Annotated in this window: 11 protein-coding genes and 1 other annotated feature; of the genes, 3 read left to right on the top strand and 8 right to left on the bottom strand. The window is 42.0% G+C overall.

Going from position 1 to position 17,794, the window contains the following annotated elements; genetic code table 11:
* Positions 1–2: 2 nt before the first annotated feature.
* Genes M1E09_RS05605 through M1E09_RS05590 form a run of 4 tightly spaced genes read right to left on the bottom strand, consistent with a single transcriptional unit; the run spans position 3 to position 5,324 of the window.
* Positions 3–1,664, bottom strand: coding sequence for a GspE/PulE family protein (locus tag M1E09_RS05605; RefSeq protein WP_456273870.1), 1,662 nt, complete (start codon positions 1,662–1,664; stop codon positions 3–5).
* A gap of 31 nt (positions 1,665–1,695) precedes the next feature.
* The gene (locus M1E09_RS05600; protein WP_456273869.1) at positions 1,696–3,069 is read right to left on the bottom strand and encodes a VanW family protein; all 1,374 of its coding nucleotides are present in this window, start codon (positions 3,067–3,069) and stop codon (positions 1,696–1,698) included.
* Between the two features lie 19 nt (positions 3,070–3,088).
* Entirely contained in the window at positions 3,089–3,826 is a 738-nt protein-coding gene (locus M1E09_RS05595; RefSeq protein ID WP_456273868.1) for a PRC-barrel domain-containing protein, read from the bottom strand.
* A gap of 10 nt (positions 3,827–3,836) precedes the next feature.
* On the bottom strand, positions 3,837–5,324 hold the full coding sequence (locus M1E09_RS05590) for a hypothetical protein (RefSeq protein WP_456273867.1): 1,488 nt from the start codon (positions 5,322–5,324) through the stop codon (positions 3,837–3,839).
* Between the two features lie 114 nt (positions 5,325–5,438).
* Here M1E09_RS05590 and M1E09_RS05585 point away from each other — a divergent pair, with 114 nt between their 5' ends.
* The 3 genes from M1E09_RS05585 to M1E09_RS05575 are packed head-to-tail and all read left to right on the top strand — an operon-like array spanning position 5,439 to position 8,492.
* A complete protein-coding gene (locus M1E09_RS05585; RefSeq protein ID WP_456273866.1) occupies positions 5,439–5,957 on the top strand; it encodes a type IV pilus modification PilV family protein in 519 nt (172 codons plus the stop codon).
* Positions 5,899–6,489 carry a PilW family protein gene (locus M1E09_RS05580; RefSeq protein ID WP_456273865.1) on the top strand — a complete coding sequence of 197 codons (591 nt, stop codon included), beginning with the start codon at positions 5,899–5,901 and terminating at the stop codon, positions 6,487–6,489. The genes M1E09_RS05585 and M1E09_RS05580 overlap by 59 nt, the downstream gene beginning before the upstream one ends.
* 17 nt (positions 6,490–6,506) lie before the next feature.
* Positions 6,507–8,492 carry a hypothetical protein gene (locus M1E09_RS05575; RefSeq protein WP_456273864.1) on the top strand — a complete coding sequence of 662 codons (1,986 nt, stop codon included), beginning with the start codon at positions 6,507–6,509 and terminating at the stop codon, positions 8,490–8,492.
* A gap of 33 nt (positions 8,493–8,525) precedes the next feature.
* Here the strand turns inward: M1E09_RS05575 and M1E09_RS05570 are convergent, their stop codons facing one another.
* The 4 genes from M1E09_RS05570 to M1E09_RS05555 all read right to left on the bottom strand — a co-directional run bounded on the left by M1E09_RS05570 (position 8,526) and on the right by M1E09_RS05555 (position 17,381).
* The gene (locus M1E09_RS05570) at positions 8,526–11,345 is read right to left on the bottom strand and encodes a vWA domain-containing protein (RefSeq protein ID WP_456273863.1); all 2,820 of its coding nucleotides are present in this window, start codon (positions 11,343–11,345) and stop codon (positions 8,526–8,528) included.
* A gap of 151 nt (positions 11,346–11,496) precedes the next feature.
* On the bottom strand, positions 11,497–13,206 hold the full coding sequence (locus M1E09_RS05565; RefSeq protein ID WP_456273862.1) for a diguanylate cyclase: 1,710 nt from the start codon (positions 13,204–13,206) through the stop codon (positions 11,497–11,499).
* Between the two features lie 135 nt (positions 13,207–13,341).
* Entirely contained in the window at positions 13,342–14,649 is a 1,308-nt protein-coding gene (locus tag M1E09_RS05560; RefSeq protein WP_456273861.1) for a bifunctional folylpolyglutamate synthase/dihydrofolate synthase, read from the bottom strand.
* An 86-nt stretch (positions 14,650–14,735) separates the two neighbouring features.
* On the bottom strand, positions 14,736–17,381 hold the full coding sequence (locus tag M1E09_RS05555; RefSeq protein WP_456273860.1) for a valine--tRNA ligase: 2,646 nt from the start codon (positions 17,379–17,381) through the stop codon (positions 14,736–14,738).
* Positions 17,382–17,449: 68 nt separating this feature from the next.
* Positions 17,450–17,675: a binding site (T-box leader), on the bottom strand.
* Positions 17,676–17,794 lie beyond the last annotated feature (119 nt).

Here is a 17,794-nt window from a genome sequence, read left to right as displayed (position 1 = left end):
ACCTATTCCAAAATTGCTACCCGAAGGATTTCTTCGGTTGTGGTCAAGCCCTGCTTTACTTTCAGCAAGCCATCATCGATTAGGAAGATCGTTTTATTTTTAACGGCGTGTTCCCGAAGCATGGAGAACGGTTCTCCGTTCAGGATGACTTTTTTCATATCATCATTCATGACAAGCACTTCATGAATGGCAAGGCGTCCTTTATATCCCGTCATGTTGCAGGAAGAACAGCCCTTTCCACGCATGATTTTGTCAATTTTCATACCTCTTTTGGCAAAAATTTCGATTTCCCGTTTAGACGGCTCCTGCTCTTTTCCGCAGTCGCGGCATACTTTCCTGACAAGCCGCTGAGCTACGATTCCGCTCAGTGAGGATGCTACAAGGAATGGTTCTACGCCCATGTCCAGCAACCTTGTCACCGTACCAAGCGAGTCATTGGTATGGATCGTGCTGAGAACGAGATGCCCTGTCAGGGAAGCACGGATGGCTACTTCGACGGTTTCTTTATCCCGGATTTCCCCGACCATAATGATGTTCGGATCCTGACGGAGGATAGATCTCAATCCTTTGGCAAAAGTCAGTCCGACATTTGAGTTCACGCCGATTTGGTTAATGCCTTCCAACTGATACTCTACTGGATCTTCAATCGTGATGATATTGACTTCTTCACTGTTCAAATGGTTCAGGGCTGCATAAAGGGTGGAAGATTTACCTGAACCGGTCGGCCCGGTTATCAACACAATCCCGGTTGGCTGCTGAATCATATCCATGACACGTTTGTAATTCAGTTTATTAAAGCCAAGCTGTTTAATATCATTCAATGCACTGCTCAAGTCGAGAATACGCATAACGACTTTCTCGCCAAAAACAGTCGGCAGTGTCGACACACGCAAATCCACCGGCCTATAGTCCACATTCGTCTTGATTCTTCCATCCTGAGGGATCCTGAATTCTGTGATATCGAGGTTGGCCATGATCTTGATTCTGGCAATGAGCATGCTCTGCATATGCTTAGGCAGATTTCTTTCCGTTCTCAAGACACCATCAATCCGGTAGCGAATCGCCACTTTTGTTTCCTGGGGATCGATATGGATGTCACTCGCCTTTTGAGTCACGGCATTGGAAAGAATTTGATTGACCAGCTTAACAATCGGTGAATCCTGATCGACGATCGTCTGTTCTTCAACCTTATTTTTTTCAGGCTTGTCATTTACCAGTTCCTCAAAGCCTTCTTCGGTGTCATAGTACTTGGTTACAGCCCTCAGAATATCGTCTTTTGTCGCGATGGCTGTCTCTATCTGGAACCCGGTCGAGAGCCTCAGATCTTCAATTGTGTAGAAGTCCATCGGATCAGCCATCGCCACGTAGAGCTTTTCGCCCTCTTTCTTCAGAGGGATCATCAGATTTCTTTTGGCCTCTTCCTTGGGAATCAAGTGAAATAGGTTTGTATCAAAAGGATAGCGGTAAAGACTGACGTGAGGAATCCCGAGCTGAAATTCAAGGACCTCGATGAGCTGCTGTTCAGTAATATAGCCTTTTTGCAACAAGGCATCACCGAGTTTTTGCCCCTGTTCTTTTTCCTGCAGTGCCCTATTTAGTTTTTCTTCTGATATCAGGCCCGCTTCAACTAAGAGATCTCCGAGCCTCTTTCTGGTCTGTACCATCCTATCACCAGCTTATCTAAATTTACTTTGTTCATTTTGCAGATTTTGCTTGTGCACTATTATTGTGTGATGTTTTTTTTTGATCCTTTTCATCACCGGCATCATTATCATCATTGGAATCTTTGCTGCCCGTATTTTCTTCCTGCTCATCTTGACCCTCATCACTTCCTGAATTAGGAGGCGGCCCTTCACTGCCTTGTGAATCATTGCTGCCATCAGCAGGCAAATCTACTATTTCCGGATCAGAACCTTCAGGGGCTGCTTCTAAACTATGAATCTCAATTCGATGAACCGGAGGATAGAAGTCCTCCGCAATCAATTCGTCTTGCAGCACTTCCCCATTTTCAGCAATGCTTTGGCGATATACTTTTATCAAGACACCCTTTTGGCCTTCTTCGCTTACTCGCACAACATTTTCATTAAGGAAAGGATTATATTGAACAATTTTCTTTGGAGGGAACTCTTCTTTATCTTTCAGAGTAACTTTATAATCGGCTGCAAAAGGAAAACCGACAAGCTTTCCATAAAGTTGGTTATCCAAAAGCTCTAATTGAATGACGAAATCAGTTTTATTGGGATTGGCAAAAACAAAGTCCTGATTATTTCCGCTGTCAATCTTTGCTTCATATCCAAGTTCAATGTCCTCCGGTAATTCTGAACTGGTATTTCGTTCTATTATCGAAAAGTTGGATTGTAGGACCAGTTTATAAAGAAGTGACGCGATAACACTGAGATCTTCTCCTTTTGCATCGGTCATAAAACCGTTTTCCTCCAGATGGCGAAGAAAAGAGAACTCAGTGCCTTCTTTTATAGTAATCTGTGGAAAAGCTTCTATAAATCTCTTTACAGAAGGCGTTACTGAAATTTCTCCTGTCAACGCTTCAGCTGTCACCTCTTCAACCGTTCCTTCCGTAAAATAATCACTTAATGAAAGGATCGAATTGCTTGGCAGCATGGAAGCTTGGCTGATAAGATCTGCCTGGAATGAAGCAGCATCCATTTCATCTACAGCCATATCGGGAAAAGCGGAAACTAGTTGTTCCATCAGCTTGTCTTTGTTCAAGGACACCGCTAATGGGACAGACCCCCCTTCCCCGGCTTGCTGGATACTGCGGTTTATATCAATCTCGAAAACTGACAAATCAAGAGTCATCTCTTCTCCCGAAAATTCAGCCTTCATGACAGCTTCTGCTCTCCACTCAGCCACTGCCTGGGATAAAGCTTCAGCCGCCTCTTGTTCCGACTGGCCTCCGACCGCTACGGAAGCAACCATTGCCGATTGGCCGAGTGTACCGGCTTCCGTAAATTTACTAAGTGCAAAAGAGCCGGCATGGGAAAAACCAAAAATAAATACGGTGGCAGAGAGCAACGGGAAAAATACTTTGATAAAAGGTCTGTTCTCCATGTCTGGTGCTCCTTTCACATTAGTCTTGGGTATTCATTGTCAATTCTACAAATACGGATGGCCCTTCATTTTGTGCTTTTTTGATATCTTCTTCTGAAAGGATAGTTCCATTGGCGATCAGGATATCACCAGATACTGAAAAAATATCCTTTGTGACTCTTTTTCCTTTCAATAGCTGAGATTGCTGCCTCTTGATATCTTCCAAGTCATCGCTCTCTGTTTCTTCAGAACCGCCGATATGATTGTTGTCATTTTCCGGCAAAAGATCTTCGACTGCATTCTTGAAGAAGCCAGCTGATCCTTCTTGAACAATCAGGATGTCTTTTCCATAAGTAAGGATTTGATCAGATTTCAGTACCTTTTCATCCTCTTTCATATGAACAAGGATACCGATGATGTTTCCTGTTTCATCATCCACATAGTATTCTTTCGCTTCGCCGATCAATTGGCCTTTTCTTGACATAACCTTCGTATCTGTAATTCTGATTTTCTTGTTTACAAGTGCATTGGCAATCGGAATTTCGTTGAGGTCAATCACCGCATTGCCGTTTTCCACCGTTACAGCATATTCACCGATCCCAATAACTTTTTTGAAGGGAATCGCTTTCACGCTTACCTGCCAGTCCTCATGCTCGATTGTCAGAAAGTCGACTGAACCCTTCTCCGGATTGATGACAAGCGATTTTACACTTCCGATTTCCACTCCATCACTGATACTAATAATCGGCAAACCTACAATTTCAGCACTCTTCTTCATAAACTCACACCTATTCCCTTTCCTGTTCCATCATTTGTTTTATGATATTTTTCCAGGCCATTTCTTTATAAAGGTTCAATTCGCTCTTCAGAACCGGATAAGAAATGAATCTGCCTTCGATTTCTTCAATAAATAATTTCAGTTTTTTGTAATCTTTTGATTCGGTATAACGCTGAATCAGCTGCTTGGAAAGCACATAATAATCTCTGTCATGCAGCTGAGGATGCATATATTGATGGACCATCGCCTCGAAATCTTCGACTGAGAGCTTTTTCCTGTAATATGCCAATTCTTCTGCTATCGCATGGATGACACGGGTTTGTAATGGAGAACTGGACTGGATATCTCCCTGCTCTTCTATAATGGCTGCTTCTTCGTTAGGATTTTCCTTCGTAACAGAATCTCCTTCACCTGCAATCGTTTCGTCTTCCATGATGATTTCTTCTGTTAGAATGCCATCCTGAAGATTTTCTTCCTCAAGTGGTATAAGGTCTTCATCAGCTTCTACGGGAGCCGGCTGTTCGCCTTGTGAAGCTGCCTCATCCTCTTTAAGGAAGTCAAGTTCCTGTTCAGTCAGCTCGACCTCTTCCATATCAGCCAGTCCATCTTCTTCGGCTTTTTCCTCTTCAAGAACTTCTCTATCTTCTTCAATTTCTGGAAGGTCCAGCTCAGGAATTTCGGAGTCATCATCGGTTTGAGAAATCAATAACTCAATTTCACTCAATTCTACTGTTTGTTCCTCTTCGTCCATATCCATTTCCGAAGATTGAGATTCAAGCTTTGGCATCTCTTCTTCTGTAATGGTACCTTCTTCAATCAATTCCAAATCTTCTTCGTTGGAGAGTTGACTTTGATCCCATTCAGCTTCCTTCTCAATAAGTGCTTCAATCTCACTTAATTCTTGCTGGGAAGAAGGCTGCTCTTCCTGCAAGGTTTCAACAAATGCGGATTCATTGGCAAACAGCTCTTTATGCAGGTCATCATCAACCTCATCTGCTTCTTCTTCCTCAGTTTCCAAATCAGACAAAATAGGAAGTTCTTCCAACTCTTCAGCAGCGCTATCTGATTCTTGCGGGATCTCTGTTGGTTCTTCTATAGGTGTATCCGCCAAAAGGGGTTCTGCAGCTTCATTTTGAGAAACTTCTTGTTCTTCTTCCAAGGAAGTAAAAAGAACTTTATTTTCTGTTTCAACCTCAAGCCTGTCTTCATGATTTTCAGCTGCTGTGGAATTATTGGCATCTTTCAACCCTTCTTCAGCCGCTACCAATGAACTGAAACGGTTTCCAATCATAAGGGAAGATACAATAACTAAAATGAATAATATAATGGCTACCATCCAAAGCGAATACTGATTCATTGCCAGCAGACCCAGAAGAGAAATCAGCAAAGCCCCTCCGGCTATCCCTGCTTTTCCTTTTTTGGTTATTTCTCCCGGCAGGAAAAATAACACAGGCAGCAGCACAGCAAAGGCGATCAGTGCGAAAATATATTGCTCCATCCTTCCACTCCCTTCATCAAGTATTAAATTTCTATGAAATTAGTACTACTTCTACATTATTCGACTCTTAGATATTGTATAATAAACTTAGGCATTTTGAAAGAAGGTGACAGAATGAAACTGTCAAATAACTTAAGAAATCACCAAGGTTTGACACTTATTGAGGTATTAGTCTCAGTAACCATTTTAAGTACTGTATTATTGGTCTTCCTGAATTTTTTCTTCCAGGCTGGTACATATACGAATATGAATCAAAAGAAAACCGTTGCAGTCAATGTTGCCCGGAACGCTTTAATGTATATGGAGAACCAAAGCTTTTTGGTAACGAAACGGGCATTTTCAGATGTCAACGAAGGAAAAAAATCTCCTGAAACCCATTATTTACACCTTAAAATCTGTGATGATGGATATAAGACATATTCCCCCGGAGACCTAGTTCCGGCAGACTGTAAAGATATTTCAATTAATGAAACTACCTATGAAGTAGATATAAAATCAGAAGAAGTACCTTCTCGTGAACGGGAAGAGCTGGACTATTATATTCCCATTATTGCAGAGGTGAGGTGGATAACGAATGATAAGGAATTCAGTACAGCGGTTGATGGAACGGTTAAAAGTGAAGATATACGCTGAAGAAGGCTTCACATTGATTGAACTCTTGCTGACAATAGCTATCTCCGCCATTTTATTCCCTGTCATTTACGGTACTTTCTTGACGGGATATAAAATATATGAAAAGGTCAGCATAGAATCACAGCTTAGAGAGGATGCAGACTATGTATCCGCAATGATGATGAAAAGCCTGTACTCGATGCCGTTCGATTATGTTATGGAATGCGATGAAGAAAACTGCCTTAAGTTTGTTGATAGTGTCGAAACGGCACAAAACCAATATAATCCAGCAGTCATTGACCAGGATAAACAAAGGACTGAACAGCAATATTTTGAAATGAAGTTATCGCAGGTTGACGGACGCCAGGTTTGGACAACCGGAGGATCAACCATCGAAACACCTTCTGACTTCAAAGATTCGCAAATCAGCTACACCTGTTCAGAAACAGACGGGGATGGGAAGTGTACAAGTGCAATAGTGGAATTGGACTTTGAAGTTTCCCATATAAGGCATAATAAACAATTGAACCTGCAAAGCCAGTTTGGATTTTAATACAAAGGGGGAGAAAAATGAAATTGAATCAAAAGGGAAATACCTTGATAACCGTTATGATCACCTCTTTGGTCGTCATCACCATCGGGATGGGGGTACTCTCTGCTTCCATTGGGGGTGCAAAAAGAACGGAAGTGAGGGAAACTGACATCGACATAACATATGAAGGACTGAAGTTAATTGATGAGTTGACAGCTGACTTATCTACCAAACTTGTCCAGAATAACTTCAAAATTGAACAACTGTCCCCCTTGGACCTTACATCAAAACTGACATCCCACTTCACCTCCAAAATCGGAACTGGTTCAATGAATGACAGTATATCCTGCGTGAATATAGTAGATGTGACTTCAAACAGCCCTAAATATCTGATACCCGGCGATGATCATCAGTGCTTGGGCGGCAGCCTTGCAAGCCTTAAAACCTTTGATATCAACCCATCCCTTCAGCTGACAAGAGTGTTGGAGTTTGTCGTAACTGTACAAACCCCTGACACAAAGGAGGGTAAAGTGACTCGCACTATCCGAAAGCGGATCATCCTTTCCCCGCTCCCGGGATTTTTGAAGTATGCGGCCGGTGCCGGAGAGAAGACCATATTGAATGGGTCCCCGAATATCGCCGGCAATGTTTTCGGCAATGAATTGGCCATTGATAAAAATGCCCATTACCAATTGACAGACGGCGATCAGGAGGAAATAGAAACACCCTACCCGTCTATCTTTGGGGATATATACATTAATGCATCACAATCTGACTATAAAGCTGTGATGGATTACTTGACTGCTGATAAATTTTATCATCAAAGACTTCCGCTCCTGAAGAATGACAGCCAATTTATCAGTGTCGATTTTGAAAAGACCTTTACAGAAAGAGTCAATGAAATTCAGCAGGACCAGGGTTTCTCTCAAACTTCAACAATACAAAATTTACCACAGCAGCTGGAGCAGTCTATCAGGAGAGGATATACCTTCAGTCTGGCAAACTTACCTGACTTGCTGAAACAGCCGTTGGATATTGTAAACGGTGGACTTGAAGATATCCTTGGACTCGATCTGTTTAACAATGTGAATGATTTAAGCTATAAACTCATAGATAACAGCCTGGGCTCCACAATTGAGGTGCCTGGCGACCTGGTCATTTCCAGTGTAAATTCCATTCTGGATTTTCCAGGTAAAATCATTGCCGATGGAGATATTTACATTATTGGCAACAAGTCAATCAACCTTAATGACATTATTGCGACTGGTGATATCCATTTAATCAATTTAGATGATTCTATTGAAATTAATGGAAATGTAATTTCAGCAGGGAATATTACAATCCAGGGGAACAATAGTTTATTATTTAATAGTGAGGGCCAGGGCCAGCCAGGCTATATGCTCGCAGGGAGATCACTGACCATTCAATCTCTGGACAGCCAGTCAACCATTGTAGGTAACTTATTTGCTGGAGAAAACCTTTTAATTCAAGGAAATAGTAACGAAGGAGACCAGCCGGAAGATGATGAGGTGATTTTCGATTCGGTCATCTATGCAGGCGGTGAAGCTTTTATTTCAAACTTAAACATATCTGGAAATGAAAACAATACTAAACAACTTGTACTTTTATCTGGAGAAAAGCTGACGATGACACGGATGAATGAATATAAAAATTTCGCCGATAGTGAAGAACCGGAATCCTTCAGGGGGACGGTTTCTGAATCAAGCATAAAACCGTTGAAAGCATTCTTTTACACGGACGACAGCGCAGAACTGTACGGGGTTGGCTCCCTTTTCCATATTGATGGAGGCGTATTCGCTAATGACACTCTTGAAATTAATGCGATCAGAGGGGAAATTGACAACATTCAGCAGGCAGATCTGTTCTCGACAAAGATTGACCAGGATTATCATTTATCAAGATTTAACATCAATTACAACCGGGATATTCTTCTACAAAAAATTGATGCTCTTCCTAAAACAGAATTTCTTTCTCTTTTCAGTGATGAAATTTCAGTGCAATAGAAAAAGCTTTCCCGATTGGGAAAGCTTTTTTTGTTACCATCTGCCGTCTATATAAGGATTATCTTCTCCGCCTTCTTCAGGTGTCACGACTTCAAATACCGCTGAGTCGGTAATTGAGCTGTCTTCCTCTGCTACGACTGTTATGGTGGTATAACCAAGCTCTTCTGTCCTTATATACCATTCTCCATCTTCTTTAATGACTTCAATTGTATCGGTGGATGAAATCGTTTCTGCCAGATTCTTATTGGTAGCATCTGATGGATTAAAGATCAGGAATGCATCTATCGGGATCCATTGATCTGTTAAAGGCAAATTGATTTTGGCTTGTTTAAATCGAACTTCATCCAGCTCTACATATGGATCAAGTACCGTAACCGGAATAAATACTTTTACGCCAGATCCATCTTTTGCCTCAATAACGAGTCGGTCCTCACCTGGGTTAACACCAAGGATCCTATGTGCACGATTGTTTAAAATCCCCTCGAATGTGTATCTGGCTGCTGTGTCTCCATTGCCTTTTTCAAGGTATACCTCGATATTCTTATTCGAAGCATCTATAGGAAGGATTTCTATCTCGATCTCTACAGACTCTCCAACTTTTACCTCTATCGGATTAGGAGATGCGATAATTTCACTAACTTTTTTAATCAAGATGATTCTCTTTGTTACTGGATTTTGATTAAGTGTAAATCCACCCTCTGTTTTGACCAAGATCTCAACAGAGCCAATCAAACCTGATGGAAGTTCGACAGCTTGAGAAGGATCAAAATCAACCCAGTCTGTCTCAATTTCTTCAGAGATAATTTTGTATTTATAAACCACATCCTGCCCGCCGACACGTTTACTTACCTTAAAGGCTGCCGGCCCAGGTGTTTCTTCATTATTTGTGAGTAGTTTTTCTGTTTCAGTTTCAAACACTTCAAAATTCGTTTTTAAATATACATCTTGAACAGTATTATCCCTGTAATGAACCCTGATTGTGCTGCCGTCAATCAGTTCCAGCCCGCTTACTGGCAGTGCTTTAGGAGTTACCGCTGCAAGTACTTCACCGCTTGCATCATTCTTTTTCACCAGTTTGCCGGCGTGGTCTCCAATGTAAGTGAAGCTGTCCGTCATTCCTTTCAAGATAACCTGAAGCCCAATATATCCTGAGTGGGAAGTCAGAGTATGATTTTGGGCACTGAAGTTCGAATCGCCATAGTAAATCACTGCTTTTGGCATTTTAACTAAGGTCATTGCAAAGTCCGCCTGGAGAACAGCTTTCAAATTCAACCGAGCAGGCGAGAATTGACTGCCGCTATAATTGATTGCTCTGCCGGGCTTTATCTCAATCGCCCTTTGACCATTGTGAGTAATTTCATTAACGGATGAGTTTGTAAGCAAGCCGCTTATCGATGACAGTAAAGATTCACTCTTAAGACTTATTCCATCAGGAAGCGGCTGGACAATTCGTATGTTGTTCAGCACACCTGACCTGTTTGCCTGAAGTACCCCGGCTGGAGTTAAGTCATATTCAATTGAGAATTCATTATGTTCATTATTTTGCATCCCCATCTTAATTAGGTTTTCAGGGGTGTGATATTGGTTGCCGTTAATTTTGACTGCACTCTCAAACTTTGGAGCTGCTTCTTCCACAATATTGATAGTCACACTGTCGTGAGTAATCGCCGGCTGGGTTCTCCCATCAAAATCTTTATATATTAATTTGATATTATCAAATACATATTGGCCCTTTTGTGTGAATTGAAGCGGCAGGCTCATTTGTATATTGCCCGGTGTAGGTTTTTGGCCGATTGGATAAGTGAATTTATATTTCATATGCACCACATTATTGCTATCTACATAGGCATCTGAATTTGGCGCAAGTTTCACTTTTCCATTGAACTTATTCAAGTCTATTTGAACTTCTCCCTCTATGGAAGGAGAGTTAAATTCTTTTGAAATATCGGTAAAGACATTCGACAGACTGTCAGGATTGGCCTGTATTGCCCTTCCACCAGTTTTGTTGGACATGGTTTCAAGCAGTTGGTAATTTACTTCTCCTTGTTCTGCAAAAGCGATGCTGTACATTTTCACATCGTTTTGCCCTAGTTTTTCTGCTGAGCTTACTGCTTTTTCATGGATGATACTTTTAACAGTATTATAGTTGGCATAGGAATTTCCTATAGCAGCCGAGCCATTGTTGTAAAGTGTATATTGCTTATTATTAAGTTTAAGGGAAGTCGGTTCTCCATCCGTTAGAAAGATGATGTATCTCTTTGAATCTCTCATACCTGAAAACTTGGATAAAGCATAGTCCAATGACTGGGTATAGTTTGTACCTCCGACACTGAAATCATATTTTTCATTACACCAAAAGATAAAACACGACATGTCCCCGTAATCCAGATTCTCGGCCATTGATTGTATTTCGCCAATGCCTTCAGTCGGTTCTACTCTTTTATTCCCATAGCTTTTATAACTTACGTCACTATCAAACGGAACAAAATAATAGTTATCCTGGCTCTGTTTATTCTGTTGGAAAAATTTAAGTGATTCTTTCAGTGCATTCTCCGCACTTGTAGCTTTTTTCACCCCGCCAAAGGAATCCTTCATTGATCCTGAAGTATCGTGGACAAATACAACATCAATTGGTTTACGTTCTTCATTAGTGGCTTGTCCCTTTGGAGCCACTTCAATATCCAGGCGTCCCTCTGCATCACTGTTGACAGGCTTAACATATTCAGTTGCACTTGGCTGTACGGAAAAGTCTATGGAAGGAGTGGCTGCTGCAGCGGCAAAGGAGGTATGTAGAATAAAACTGATAATGATAGTAAATATGATTCCTGACGAATACCTTTTTCTCAAACTCAAATTCTCCCCTCCTCATTGTCATTTATTGTCAAAAAATATTGTTAATTAGCTACTTATCTACTATTATAGCAAGCAATCCTTCCACAACATAGACCAAAGTGCTCATTTTGCGAAATTTTTACATAAAGAAACCCCGCTGTAAAAGCGGGGATCAAGAAGACTTCACATATTCAGCTACCCTGTTCCTTCCGGCCTGTTTGGCTCCGGTATACAAGGCACGGTCTGCATGCCTGATCAATGACATGCTTTCATCGGCATCCAGAGGGGCGGTTGCGACTCCGATACTGGCGGTAACCTTAATCGGAAGTGCCTTTCTTTCGGTTTCAAGATTACTGTGCAGAATAAATGGACGGTCTGCAATGGTTCTTCTTACTATCTCAGCAATGAGAAAAGCATCTTCTTTGGTGGTATCCGGAAGCAGGATGACAAATTCTTCTCCACCATATCTGGCAACCGTACCTTCATCCCCAATCAAAGTTTCCAACCGGCGGGCAAGCTCATAAAGAATTTCATTGCCGCTCTGATGCCCATAATTATCATTGACTGATTTAAAGTGGTCAATATCCAGCATGATGAGCGAGAGGAAGTTCCTGTCTCCTTTCTCCATCGCTTCAAACTCACGGGATAGAAGGTCTTCAAAATATCTGTAGTTATACAATTTGGTCAATGCGCAGCGTTCACTGTTCCGTTTTGTCGCCTCATAGTGGCGGGCATTGGCGATTGCAACGCCAAGATAGGAACACAGAATATCAACAATCATTAACTGATACTTTTTATAGGCTTTCTTTTTTGAGGATGCCAGCAGCAACACGCCTCTTACTTTTTGGTTCCTGACAATCGGGACGGAAAGAACGCTTTCCACATCTTCAGGCATGTATCCCCTTACTACTTCAGCCCAGTCTGACTTATTATGAAACAAAGCCGACTTTCCAGTTGCCCATACCAGCCCGCTGATTCCTTCATTCCTTTTTAAAGGAGGAAGGTCAATCGACTTGCTCTCATTATTTTCAACTCTTCTGAGGAGCACCAGCTCGTCGCCTTTAACGTCCAGAATATAAGCATACTCAACAGGCAGTGTTTGCAAGATTTTCTCCAGGAAGAGATGAAGCACCTCATTTACCTGCAGGCTTTCAGTAAGCTGATGACCGATCTCCACCGCCTTTTGCAAGTACTGGTTAATCTGTTCTGAAGAGTTGTAAAGTCTTAAAATCATGGCTCCTGAAATGAATGGAAGCCCGATCAGGAAGAGGGCAATCGGCCCGATTTGGTATTGAAGGTAGTAAAGGCCGAGCCCGAGTGGAAACATGATCATCATAGCGGAGAAGTCCCACTTTAGGTCTTCACCGAAAATTTTAATTTTCCGATTCAGGAAGGCATAAAACCCAATCAATAGAATCTGGTTTAGCAGAATAGAAGAGACTTGATAGATCAATGCAGGAATAAACAGAGATCCAACAGGAGAATATCCGATCTCTCCCCCTATTGCCAAATAAACTACCCCGCTGAACACAGACATCATGAAGAACATAATAGAATTCCAAGGCACACGGTAAAAATCATTTTTCCCGATTCGGAGCCTGATCATATAGGAGGTTATCGCAATTTGCATTAAAACAACTTCAAAGAAAAGGCCAAATTTCAAAAATGCCGCTAAGGATACCCACTGAATCAGCAGGATCGGGAGCCCGTTTATGACGATGGGCATCACGGATATTATGATCGTAAAAATGATGAATGCCAGCATGCTGAGCATATTAGCATTGACAGGAGGGAAGTATTGATAGGTAAAGTATAGTCCTGCAGGAACAAGAAGTGCCCACACTATCCAAACTATTGTTTCATGCGCCCTGCTGATACCCATCAAAATCCCCTCCTCTCATTAAAGTCTATTTATCTGTCATGGAACAGGAGCATTTCGCACCCCTGCCAAATTTAGTTAAAAAGTCACAAGTTTAAGAATATTTTATCAAAGTATTAACGAAATGTCATGGTAATTTTACAATTTCAGTCCATCATTGACGATCACCGGCTTAACCGCAGACAGGAAGTAGAGTGATCCGGTCACGATGAGAATTTCATTCTTTTCAGCATTGTTCATAAAGTTATTCACGTAAAGCTCCCAATCCTCCACTATATGATGATGATCCAATTGAAAATGATTTGCCAGTTCTTCAGGCGAAGCTACTCTCGGAAATTCAAATGAAGTCAAAGCTATGGATGGCACACTCTGTTCGAGCATTCCTGTCATGGGCTGCAAGTCCTTATCTTTTAAAGCTGCAAATAAGACTCGGACTTCCTTTTCTTTAAATCTGTTTTGGATTGTGTCAGTCAATGTCTGCATCCCCTCAGGGTTATGGGCTCCATCCAGGTATATCAGGGGTTCTTTATGAACCTGTTCCATTCTGCCCGGCCAATAGGCAGCAGCCAAACCATCTGCGACCGCACCCTCATCTATCTGATAAGAATACTTCTCTCTTAGAAGATGAGCTGTTTGGACAGCAAGGGCTGCATTTTCAGTTTGATGCCTTCCAATCATACTGATCTCAAAACAACTGTTTCCTGCAGTGTTTGAAAAGCCAAACTTCTCCCCTAAAGGAGAAGGACCTTTATAATCGACTTCAAATTCCCGGTTCAATAGATATAAATCAGCCTGTTTTTCATCTGCTTTTTTGATAATCACTTCTTGAGCTCCAGGGGCAGATGCTGCTGAAACGACAGGCTTTCCTTCTTTTATGATCCCTGCTTTCTCAAAGGCGATTTCTTCTATCGTATCACCGAGAAACTGAGTATGGTCTTTCCCTATATTCGTTATGACAGAAACAATCGGATCAATTACATTGGTCGAATCCAATCTTCCCCCAAGTCCAACTTCAAATAAAACAATGGAGACCGGGTTGATTCTCGCAAAATAATACAATGCCATACACGTTATGACTTCGAACTCCGACGGTCCGCCCAAATCACTTTTTTCAAGTTCTTCCGCCAAAGGAATCACGACATTGACGAGTTGGATAATCTCCTCGTCACTTATCGGCGTTCCATTCACACTGATTCTTTCATTGAATACTTCAAAATAGGGAGAAGTAAATGTCCCCGTAGTGTATCCTGCTTTTTCCAATATATTTCGCAGGTAAGTAAGTGTAGATCCCTTTCCATTCGTCCCGGCAATATGAACCGTTTGCAGCTCTTTCTCAGGATGATTCATTTTTTCCATAAGCCATTCCATCCTGCTTAATCCAGGTTTAATGCCAAGCCTTAATCTCGAATGGATCCAATTAACGGCTTCTTCATAAGTGTGTATCATTTCTGTCGCTCCTATCTAAAACCGGGACCGGTCCTAATAGACAATGAGTGAACATCATCATGGACCAGTCCCGTTGATCAGCTTTCTTATTGGCCTTTCAATTCATTTATACGAGCTTGAACTGTACTGCGTTTTTCAAGATAATCTGCTTCTTTTGCACGTTCCTCATCAACAACCTTCTGAGGCGCCTTGCTTACAAATTTTTCATTATTCAACTTGCCTTGAACTCTGGAAACTTCCTTATTCCATTTCTCTAATTCTTTCTCCAGGCGGGCAATCTCTTCTTCGATATTAATCAATCCTTCTAATGGAAGGAAGAGTTCTACACCTGTGGCAACAGCCGTCATCGCTTTATCCGGTGCCTCAATATCAGTGGATATTGTCATTTCTTCCGGATTACAGAAACGCTCGATATATGCTTTATTTTTTTCAAGCGTGTTCAGTGTTTGTTCATCCTTCGCTTTCAGAAGCAGCTTAATCTGTTTGCTCATCGGAGTGTTAACTTCTGCTCTGATATTGCGAACCGAGCGGATAATTTCGACAAGCAGCTTCATTTCTTCGGCAGCCGTTTTGTCAGTGTATTCTTCTTTTACTGACGGCCATGCTGCTGTTGTAATTGATTCGCCTTCATGCGGCAAGTTCTGCCATATTTCCTCGGTAATAAACGGCATGAATGGATGAAGGAGTCTCATTGTATTATCAAGAACGTAGGCAAGAATGGATCTTGTCGTCTTCTTGGCTGCTTCGTCTTCTCCATACAATGGAAGCTTTGCCATTTCAATATACCAGTCACAGAAATCATCCCAGATGAAGTTATAAAGATTACGGCCGACTTCTCCGAATTCATAACGGTCAGCAAGCTTTGTTACCGTTTCAATCGTTTCATTCAATCTGGTCAGGATCCACTTATCTGCCACTGATTTTTCACCAGACAAGTCAATTTCTTCATATTTCATTCCGTTCATGTTCATAAGCGCAAATCTGGAAGCATTCCAGATCTTATTCGCGAAGTTCCAAACAGATTCAACTTTCTCTGTTGAATAACGTAAATCCTGGCCTGGCGAACTTCCTGTAGATAGCATATATCTCAGCGCATCTGCTCCATATTGATCAATCACTTCCATTGGATCGACACCGTTGCCTAATGACTTACTCATTTTACGTCCGTCTTCCGCTCTAACCAGGCCATGGATCAGCACATCATCAAATGGGCGTTTTCCTGTGAACTCAAGACCTTGGAATATCATCCTTGAAACCCAGAAACCGATAATATCATAGCCTGTTACGAGGCAGTTTGTTGGGTAATAGCGCTTGAAGTCTTCTGCTTCAGTATCAGGCCAACCCATAGTGGAGAAAGGCCATAAAGCTGAACTGAACCATGTGTCCAGAACATCCTCTTCCTGTCTCCAGTTTTCAATGTCAGCAGGCTCTTCTTTGCCAACATAAATCTCGCCTGTTTCTTTGTGATACCAGGCCGGAATGCGGTGGCCCCACCAAAGCTGGCGTGAGATACACCAATCGCGGGTATTTTCCATCCAGCGCAAGTAAGATGTTTCAAAACGATCAGGGACGAAATTAACTTTCTCTTCACCGTTTTGGAGGTCGATCGCTTTATCGGCCAATGGCTGCATCTTAACAAACCATTGTGTGGAAAGGTAAGGTTCTACTACTGCATTGCTTCTTTCTGAGTGGCCAACTGAATGCATATGGTCTTCGATTTTGAAAAGAACGCCTGCTTCCTGAAGATCCTTCACAATTTGCTTGCGGCAGTCAAAGCGGTCTAAGCCCTTGTATTTGCCTGCATTAGCATTCATGCTTCCGTCTTCGTTCATAACCAGTATGCGCTCGAGGTTATGGCGATTTCCGATTTCAAAGTCGTTAGGGTCATGTGCAGGTGTAATCTTAACTGCACCGGAACCGAATTCCATATCAACATAATCATCGCCTACAATTGGAATTTCACGGCCTGTAATCGGAAGTGTTACCTTCTTGCCGATAAGGTGTTTGTAACGATCATCTTCAGGGTGAACTGCAACCGCTGTATCGCCAAGCATTGTTTCGGGGCGGGTCGTGGCAATTTCAATATGTCCGGATCCATCAGCAAGAGGGTATCTCATATGGTAGAATGCCCCTTGTACATCCTTGTGGATTACCTCGATATCAGATAGAGCTGTTTTTGTTGCCGGATCCCAGTTAATGATATATTCGCCTCTGTAAATCAAGCCTTTTTCATAAAGTGTAACGAACACTTCTTTAACCGCATCCGACAATCCTTCATCCAATGTGAACCGCTCTCTGCTGTAGTCAAGGCCAAGACCCAGCTTCGCCCACTGGGCACGGATATGTTTTGCATATTCCTCTTTCCATTTCCATGTTTCTTCAAGGAATTTTTCCCTTCCGAGATCATAGCGTGTCGTTCCTTCATTACGCAGCTTTTCTTCTACTTTTGCCTGAGTGGCAATTCCTGCATGGTCCATCCCCGGCAGCCATAACACATCGTACCCCTGCATTCTCTTCATCCGTGTCAGGATATCCTGAAGAGTTGTGTCCCAGGCGTGACCAAGGTGAAGCTTTCCTGTTACATTCGGCGGCGGGATTACGATGGTATAAGGTTCTTTCTCCTTATCGCTCTTCGCCTCAAAATACTTGCCTTCAAGCCACCACTGATAACGTCCGCTTTCAATCGACTGCGGATCATATTTGGTTGGCATGCTGATTTCATTGTTTTCCATAATCGTTTCCTCCTTAGAGTTACTGCTTTTTGGTTTCTCCCAGAAAAATAAAAAAAACTCCTCTCGTCTAAAAGGACGAGGGAGCTGATTCGCGGTACCACCTTTTTACACAGGCAGAAGAATATGCCTGGCACTTCATTGAGATAACGGCTTTAAACCGGACTCCGCTACTGTTCTTTCACGGAACCTGCTCAAGGGCGACATTCCTTTGTCTTCTCCTGGGAAATCTTTCAGCAGATGATTTCCCTCTCTTGAGGAGAGTGTCAAAGTACTCTTCCCTTTCTTTGCATTTGAAAGGTATTTACTATTATTCAATATAGTATCGGATTTCAATTCTGTTCGTCAATCATTATCGCCCATTTTTTAAAAAATAATACAAAAAACTTTTCGGACAAAATTGGAACAAAAAAATG

This window comes from Bacillus sp. AK031, from assembly GCF_053903065.1.
Note: the sequence above shows the minus strand (reverse complement) of the source record. Positions and strands in the feature narration are given on the sequence as shown.